8 protein-coding genes and 2 tRNA genes are annotated in these 7,969 nt (G+C 69.1%); 7 read left to right on the top strand and 3 right to left on the bottom strand.

Features of this window, described 5'->3' with window-relative positions:
* The 6 genes from G6023_RS08495 to G6023_RS08520 form a co-directional block, all read left to right on the top strand.
* Positions 1 to 1,048, top strand: a 1,048-nt coding sequence (locus G6023_RS08495; RefSeq protein WP_241727769.1) for a thiamine pyrophosphate-dependent enzyme, incomplete at its 5' end; no start/stop codon positions are given.
* A 6-nt stretch (positions 1,049 to 1,054) separates the two neighbouring features.
* Positions 1,055 to 2,575, top strand: a complete 1,521-nt coding sequence (locus G6023_RS08500) for a molybdopterin-dependent oxidoreductase (protein ID WP_182634988.1) — start codon at positions 1,055 to 1,057, stop codon at positions 2,573 to 2,575.
* A gap of 1 nt (position 2,576) precedes the next feature.
* Positions 2,577 to 2,840, top strand: a complete 264-nt coding sequence (locus G6023_RS08505) for a hypothetical protein (protein ID WP_067716829.1) — start codon at positions 2,577 to 2,579, stop codon at positions 2,838 to 2,840.
* A gap of 12 nt (positions 2,841 to 2,852) precedes the next feature.
* On the top strand, positions 2,853 to 3,593 hold the full coding sequence (locus G6023_RS08510; protein ID WP_082923936.1) for a Crp/Fnr family transcriptional regulator: 741 nt from the start codon (positions 2,853 to 2,855) through the stop codon (positions 3,591 to 3,593).
* Between the two features lie 136 nt (positions 3,594 to 3,729).
* Positions 3,730 to 3,966 carry a heavy-metal-associated domain-containing protein gene (locus G6023_RS08515; protein WP_067716832.1) on the top strand — a complete coding sequence of 79 codons (237 nt, stop codon included), beginning with the start codon at positions 3,730 to 3,732 and terminating at the stop codon, positions 3,964 to 3,966.
* A 48-nt stretch (positions 3,967 to 4,014) separates the two neighbouring features.
* Positions 4,015 to 5,940, top strand: coding sequence for a heavy metal translocating P-type ATPase (locus tag G6023_RS08520; protein WP_227022234.1), 1,926 nt, complete (start codon positions 4,015 to 4,017; stop codon positions 5,938 to 5,940).
* Between the two features lie 76 nt (positions 5,941 to 6,016).
* Here the strand turns inward: G6023_RS08520 and G6023_RS08525 are convergent.
* A tRNA-Met gene (locus G6023_RS08525) sits at positions 6,017 to 6,090 on the bottom strand.
* A gap of 42 nt (positions 6,091 to 6,132) precedes the next feature.
* Positions 6,133 to 6,205, bottom strand: a tRNA-Thr gene (locus G6023_RS08530).
* A 131-nt stretch (positions 6,206 to 6,336) separates the two neighbouring features.
* Here G6023_RS08530 and G6023_RS08535 point away from each other — a divergent pair.
* Positions 6,337 to 7,071, top strand: coding sequence for a glycosyltransferase family 2 protein (locus G6023_RS08535; RefSeq protein ID WP_182634989.1), 735 nt, complete (start codon positions 6,337 to 6,339; stop codon positions 7,069 to 7,071).
* A gap of 42 nt (positions 7,072 to 7,113) precedes the next feature.
* Here G6023_RS08535 and G6023_RS08540 read toward each other — a convergent pair whose 3' ends face one another.
* The gene (locus G6023_RS08540; protein WP_182634991.1) at positions 7,114 to 7,965 is read right to left on the bottom strand and encodes a prenyltransferase; all 852 of its coding nucleotides are present in this window, start codon (positions 7,963 to 7,965) and stop codon (positions 7,114 to 7,116) included.
* Between the last annotated feature and the right edge of the window lie 4 nt (positions 7,966 to 7,969).

A 7,969-nucleotide genomic window follows, 5' to 3' on the forward strand; every position in this document is an offset into this window, starting at 1 on the left:
GCGTCCCGTGCTGGTGCTGGGCTCCGACGTGTGGGCAGATCGCGGCGAAGACGCAGCGCTGCGGTGCGCCGAGTCGCTGGGCCTGCCCGTCATCCCCAACGGCATGGGCCGCGGGATCGTCCCGGCCGGGCACCGGCTACTGGTGACCAAGGCGCGCGGGACGGCGTTCGGCGCGGCCGACGTGGTGCTCGTCGTGGGCACGCCCCTGGACTTCCGGCTCGGCTACGGGGTGTTCGGCGGCAAGGAGGGCGCGACGCCGGCGAAAGTGGTGCACATCGCGGACTCCCCCGGGCAACTCGGCCACCACGCGTCACCGGCCGTGGCCACCGCGGGCGACCTGGGGCTCGTGCTGGACGCGGTCGTCGAGGCCGTACAGCGCCGATCGGGGGCGGCGCGCCCGGACTGGTCGACCTGGGCGACCACGCTGCGGGAGAAGGCCGATGCCACCCACGCCGCCGACCTGCAGCTCCTGGGCGCCTCGGCCGACCCCGTCCATCCCGCGCGGATCTACGGCGAGCTGCTGCCGCGCCTGGCCGAGGACGCCGTGGTGATCGGCGACGGCGGCGACTTCGTCTCCTATGCCGGCAAGTTCATCGAACCCGCCCGGCCGGGCAACTGGCTGGACCCCGGCCCGTTCGGGTGCCTCGGCGCGGGACTTGGCGCGGCCATCGCGGCCCGCATCGCCCGACCGTCCAGTCAGGTGGTCCTGCTGCTGGGCGACGGTGCTGCGGGGTTCTCCCTCATCGACGTGGACACCCTCGTCCGGCACCGACTGCCCGTGGTGATGGTGATGGGCAACAACGGGGCGTGGGGCCTGGAGAAGGGCCCCATGCAGATGCTCTACGGCTACGACGTGATCGCCGACCTCGCGCCGCGGACCCGCTACGACGAGGTGGTGAAGGCCCTCGGCGGGGCCGGCGAGATGGTCACCGATCCCGCGCAGATCGGCCCGGCGCTGGACCGGGCGTTCGCCAGCGGCGTGCCGTACCTGGTGAACGTGATAACCGATGTAGAGGCCATGTATCCCCGCTCGACATTTGGAGTCTGAACTGACGTGATCAACCCTGATTTCCCGCTGTGGCTACGGGCCTCCCACCTGGTCAACTTCATCCTGATCGGCATGTTGCTCCGCTCGGGCTGGGAGATCCTGTCCTCGATGCCGCGACTGTGGTGGCGCAACGACTGCAAGCCCGGGACCGAGTGGTTGCGCTTCACCCGCCGGAAACTGCCACGGGAGGAGGGCGTGTACACCTCCCTGATGGACGAGAAATCCCTGTCACCGTTGATCGGCCTACCGGGTCGGGAGAACATCGGGCTGGGCCGGCACTGGCACGGGATCTCGGTGATGCTGTGGGTGCTCAACGGCCTGGTGTACGTGGTGCTGCTGTTCGCGACCGGACTGTGGCGCCGCATCATCCCCACCTCGTGGAGCGTGTTCGGCGAGGCGTGGGAGTCGATCCGGATGTACCTCGGGTTCCGGGCTCCGGCGATCGAACACTTCGACCCGTATGACGCCGCACAGATGCTGGCCTACACCGCCGTCATCTTCGTCCTCGCTCCGCTGCTCATCCTCACCGGCGTGGCCATGGCGCCGGCGGTGCGCTCGCGGTTCCCCTGGTACGTCAAGCTCTGGGGCGGCCACCAGGGCGCCCGGTCGCTGCACTTCATCCTCATGGTGCTCATCTCCGCGTTCATCGTCATGCATGTCGGGCTGGTGTTCCTGGTGCACGCCGAGCACAACGTCGTGCACATGGTGTTCGGCACCACCGACACGGCACGATCTGCCCAGGCCTTCACCATCACGATCGCCACCGTCGTGGCCGTGGTCCTGTTCTGGATCGCCCTGAGTTACTGGTCGCTGGCCGACCGCGCCCGGGCGCAGCGGTTCACCGCCGGGGTGTCCGAGATCGGCCGCCGCCTCTTCCTCAACCGGATGCGACCGCGGATGGGGCGGCAGAACACCTACACCGACGACGACATCTCCGAGTTCCACTGGACCAACGGCCTGCCGCCCACCGAGGACGAGTCGCCGGAGTGGGTCGAGGCTCGCGACGATGCCTGGCGCGGCTATTCCTTGACCATCGGCGACGACCTCTCGGGCGCCGAGAAGACCCTGGCCCTGGACGAGCTCACGGAGCTGCCGCGCACCTCTTATGTAGCGGTGCACACCTGCATGCAGGGCTGGTCCGCCACGTCCCGGTGGACCGGCGTACGACTGCGGGATCTGCTCGAGGTCCTCGGCCCCCAGCCGGAGGGAGCCCACTACGTGCTGATCGACTCCTACGGTCTGGCCCAGAAGATGTATGACAACCGGCCGCGGGAGCCGTTCTACGCGGTACTCGACCTCGACACGGTCTACGAGGACGACACGATTCTGGCCTACGAGCGCAACGGAACCCCTCTCGAGACGCACCTCGGCGCCCCCGCCCGCCTGCGGGTGGAGTCAAACCACGGCTACAAGCACGTCAAGTGGGTGCGCTCGATCCGGTGGATAGCCGACTACGCGGAGTACGGTGACGGCCGAGGCGGGACCCGCGAGGATTCCGCGCTGCAGGCGTTCAACGGAAGGATCTGACGTGTCCCACATCGTCTCGTGCCGCTTCGAGGTCAGCGGCGTCCGGAACGACAGGGACGTCAAGAAGGCCCTCCAGGCGCTCTACGACATCTTCGCCGAGCACGGACTGGGCCAGGCGACCTTCGAACTCACCGGGGCCGAACACGCGCAGCTGTACGTCAAACACCCGGACACGGTCCGCCCGGACCCGGCGATCATCGAGAAGGCCCTCGCCCGCGCGGGAGACTTCCGGGTGGTCTCTACCCATCTGCACTCCTCGAACTGAATCGCTGCACCGATGTCCCGAAACCCGGTTCGGCGCAACTGCGCACACCCGCACTCCTGCTCGGACGAGACCCGGCTGCGGGTACTAGCCGATGCCCCACTGACCCGGGAGCTCTCACCTGATGACCGGCGCGACCTCAACGGGCACCTGACCGCCTGGTCCTGGGCCGAGGGCGATCCGATGGTGCTCGCCGGGGATGAAATCCCCGGTTCGTATCTCGTCGTCTCCGGCCGCGCGCGGGTTACCCGGGACACCGCCGATGGCCGGGAGCTCACCGTGGACATCGCCGCCCCCGGAGACACCGTGGGGCCGTTGCACACGGAGGCTGCCGTCGCGACCGAGTCCGCCTGGGCGATGGAGACGACCTGTGCGCTCTTCCTGCCCGCTCACGCGCTGGCGGAGGTGGTCGGCGACCACCCGAGCCTCGCCCTGGGCCTGATCCGAATGCAACAGGATCGGCTCGCGCAGGCCCGGGAACAGGAGATCGGGCACACCACGCAGTCGGTGGAGCAGCGGGTCGGCTCGACGCTGCGGCACCTCGACCGCAAGCTCGGAAGCCTCCAGCGGGACGGCTCGAGTCTCCTCCAGGTCCGACTGCGCCGCGACGACATTGCGGGGATGGCCGGCACCACAGTGGAATCCGCCTCGCGCGCGATGGCGCGGATGAAGAAGGCGGGCGTCATCGACTCCGGCCGCGAATGGGTCTCGGTCCTCGACCGCGCCGCACTCGAGAGGCTGATCGCGGGCGATTAACTGGTCGGCGCCGCTTTCCCGTTGATTGATTGGCGTCAAGGAAGTCTTCTCCGGTTGCTCCTAGGTTCGGAGATGCACGTAAGGAACGTGCACCGTTCCCCCGAGGAACAGCAACCGTAGAGGAGCTGGGATCACCATGAGTGTCCGCGAACAGGTCAAGAGCATCGTTCTGCGTTCGGATGAATTCTCGTGCCCGTCGTGCATCGCGAAGATCGAGAACAAGTTGAACGGTCTGGACGGTGTCGAGTCCGCGGAGGTCAAGTTCGCCTCCGGACGAGTACTGGTCGACTACGACCCCGCGAAGGTCTCGGTACGTGATCTCGTCGCAGCGGTCGCCGAGGTCGGCTACGCGGTCAAGCCGTCGGCGTTCTGACGCGACGACACCGACCGCACGACGGCGACCGAAGGAGACAGGACAATGCTGAAATCATGGAAGACCTGGGGCGTGGTGGCGGCCTCCGGCCTGCTCATCGTCGCCTCGTGGCTCGTCGGCCGACTCACCTCGGCCGACGCGGTGGCGGACGGATTGATGATCATCGCCGCTCTCGTGGCCGGCTACCGGATCGCCGTCTCGGCGGTTCAGGCGCTTCGGATCCGGATGATCTCGATCGATCTGCTGGTCGTGGTCGCCGCCGTCGGGGCCATGTTCATCGACAACTACTGGGAGTCTGCGGCGGTCACTTTCCTCTTCGCCCTCGGCAAGGCCCTGGAGAAGGCGACTCTCAACCGCACTCGCCGGGCCCTGTCCGACCTCGTCGACTCGGCGCCCGAGACCGCCACCATCCTTCGTGACGGCGAGCCGGAGACCGTCGAGGTCTGGGAACTCGAACCCGGCGACCTCGTGCTGGTGCGCAACGGGGAGCAGGTCCCCGTCGACGGCCGGGTGCTCTCCGGCAACGGCGGCGTGGACGAGGCCACCATCACCGGCGAGTCCGTCCCGGCCGAGAAGTCCGAGGGCTCCGAGGTGTTCGCCGGCACCTGGCTACGGTCGGGAGTCCTGCGTATCGAGGCCGTCGGCATCGGTGCCGACACCACCCTCGCCCGGATCGTCCACCGGGTGGAGGACGCCCAGGACGACAAGGCCCGCACCCAGACCTTCATGGAACGGTTCTCGACCTGGTACACCCCCGCCGTGATGATCTCGGCGCTGGTGGTGGCCCTGATCCCCTGGTCGTTGGTCGCCACCATGGGCAACATCGAGCTCGCGCTCACCCTCCTGGTGATCGGCTGCCCCGGCGCCCTGGTGATCTCGATCCCCGTGTCGATCGTCGCCGGGATCGGCCGCTCCGCCAAGGACGGTGTTCTCATCAAGGGCGGCGAGTACCTCGAGAGTGCGGCCCGGGTCGACGCGGTCGTCGTCGACAAGACCGGCACCCTCACCAACGGTCGGCCGGTCCTGACCGACGTGGACGTGCTCGACGACGACTATTCGCGTGAGGACGTCCTGAGGCTGGCCGCCCGAGCCGAGACCGCGTCCGAGCATCCGCTCGCCGAGGCGATCATCTCGGGTGCCCGGGAGGCGGGACTGGAGATCGACCTGGTCGAAGCGGCCGAGCCCGTCGCCGGCAAGGGCATCCGCGCCGAGGTGGATGGCCGAGTGGTCGCGGTGGGCTCCGCGGATCTACTCGACCACCGGCCTGACAACGCACGGATCCTCGAACTCAACGACCAGGGCAGGACCGCGATGTTTGTCGGGGTCGACGGACGGGCGGTCGGGATCGTCACCGTCGCCGACACCATCCGTGACGACGCCCCGGCAGCGGTCAGGGCACTGCACGACGCAGGGATCAGGGTCGTCATGGCGACCGGCGATGCCCAGCGGGTGGCCCGTAATGTCGGCGCCGAACTCGGGGTCGACGAGATCCGTGCCGAGCTCATGCCGGAGGACAAGGTCGAGATCGTGCGCGAGCTGCAGTCCCGCGGCCACACCGTGGCCATGGTCGGTGACGGGGTCAACGACACCCCTGCATTGGCACTGGCCGACATCGGGGTGGCGATGGGAGCCGCCGGCTCGCCGGCCGCGATCGAAACCGCCGACATCGCGTTGATGGCGGACAGGCTCCCGCGGCTCCCGTACGCGCTCTCCCTGGCCAAGCGGACCGTCCGCACCATGCGACTCAACATCGCCATCGCCCTGGTGACCGTTGCCGCGCTTCTTGCCGGGCTGTTCCTCGGGGGCGTGACCATGTCGATCGGGATGCTGGTCCACGAGGTGTCCGTTCTCGCGGTGATCGCGATCGCGATGCTCCTCCTGCGGCCGACCCTCGAGAAGGACGGAACCGGGATCCCGGGACACGCGGGGGACCTCGTCCTCGGGACCGGAGCACGGGACGTGAGCCGGGTGTGATCAGACCCTGATGCCGTAGGAGTCGAGAAGACGACGAAGGCCGCCCGCGGCGAGCGGGCGGCCTTCGTGTTGAGAGTACCGGTGGGGGGACTCGATCCCCCGACCTCACGATTATGAGTCGTGCGCTCTAACCAGCTGAGCTACACCGGCATGCCCTGCCAGTCGGACGATCGAGCCGCCCCGCACAGTGCGAGCCCCCTGTCGGAATCGAACCGACGACCTTTTCCTTACCATGGAAACGCTCTGCCGACTGAGCTAAGGGGGCGGGCCGCGCTTCGCTGTTGGTCACCCAACCGCTCGGCGCGTAAGCCTTTAGCAGATTACACACACGGCCGAACGCGGCACAAATCGCCCGGTGAGACGCAGTTGCGCCGGGCCCGCTGGCAGGATGGTCCGGTGCACATCTCCGTGGTGATCCCCGTCCTCGACGACGCCCGCGAACTCGAGGGCGCCCTGGCCTCCCTCGCCACGCAGACGCGGTCGCCCGACGAGGTCGTGGTGGTGGACAACGGGTGCTCGGACGCCAGCGTCGCGGTGGCGTTGGCGGCGGACGCGCGGATCGGGGTCCGGGTGGCCGTCGAGCCCGTCCGCGGCATCCCCGCAGCGGCCGCGGCCGGCTACGACTCCGCGACGGGCGACATCATCGCCCGACTCGACGCCGACTCCCGGCCCGGACCCGGGTGGCTCGCCCGGATAGAGGCCGCGTTCACCGCCGATCCCGAACTCGCGGCCATCTCCGGCCCGGGCGAGTTCATCGGACTGGAGGGGTGGCGGGCCCGCGCCGCGAAGCTGCTCTACATGGACGCGTTCTTCGTCTCCGTCGGCGCCGCCATGGCCCACCCCGTCCTGTTCGGCTCGAACCTGGCGATGCGCCGCAGCGCCTGGGAGCGGGTGCGCGACGGGGTCAACCGGACCGACCCGGAGCTGCACGACGACATCGACCTGTCGTTCCAGTTCGGCGCCGACGACCGCCTGCTGGTCGACCGTTCCCTGACCGTGGGGATCTCGGCCCGACCCTTCGACGACCCCGCGGCCATGCGGCGACGCTTCTCGCGGGCATTCCGGACGATCTTCCTCAACTGGCGGTCGAGCCCGCCGTCGCGGCGGTGGCTGGAGCGCGTCCAGCGCTGACCCGGCCCGGTCGGCCGAATCAGCCGGTGAGGCGGCGCGGGCTCACGCCCAGACGAGCACCGACCAGAGGATGAGCTGCGTGACGCAGAAGCCGGCCAGCATGTTGAGCACCAGGAAGCGCTTCCAGCCCTCGTTGGTCGCCTCGGCGGTGGCGTCGGTGACCCGCGTGTAGGCGGCCACTGTGGCGAGGTACGGCAGGATCGCGAACGCCGCCCCCGACGCCGGCCACGGCGCGGCGATCAGCAGCACCAGCACCGCCGCGGCGTAGCAGGCCAGCGCGAACCACACGGCTGCCCGGGCACCGAGCACTGTGGCGACCGATTTCAGGCCGGCCTCGCGGTCGAAGCGCACGTCCTGCACGGCGCCGAACGCCTGGGACGCCGCGCCCCACAGCATGAACGCGATGAGGCACGCCCACACCCCGCCGCCGAGGTCCGCGCCGGCGATGGTCCACCCGACGATCGCCGGTGAGACGAAGTGGAACGCCGAGGTGACGGAGTCCACGAACGGGATCTCCTTGAACCGCAGTCCCTTGGCACTGTAGGCGATCACCGCGAACGCACTCGCCGCCAGCCACAGCGACGACTCGAACGTCCCGACCACCACGAGGTAGGCCAGGAACGGCACCGTCGTCACGGCCGACGCCACGAGCGTCGCCGTGTGCCGCGACCGCTCGAGGACCGACCCCTCCACGCCGCCCTTGCGGGGGTTGCGCAGGTCCGACTCGTAGTCGAAGACGTCGTTGATCCCGTACATCGCGAGGTTGTACGGCACCAGGAAGAAGAGTGTGCCGATCACGCCCAGCAGGTCGAACCCGCCCGTGGCCAGGAAGTACGCCAGCGCGAACGGGGCGGCGGTGTTCACCCACGAGACCGGGCGCGACGACCAGAACAGGGTG

Origin of the sequence: Dietzia sp. DQ11-71 (assembly GCF_014144995.1) — a bacterium.
Taxonomy (GTDB): Bacteria; Actinomycetota; Actinomycetes; order Mycobacteriales; family Mycobacteriaceae; genus Dietzia; species Dietzia kunjamensis.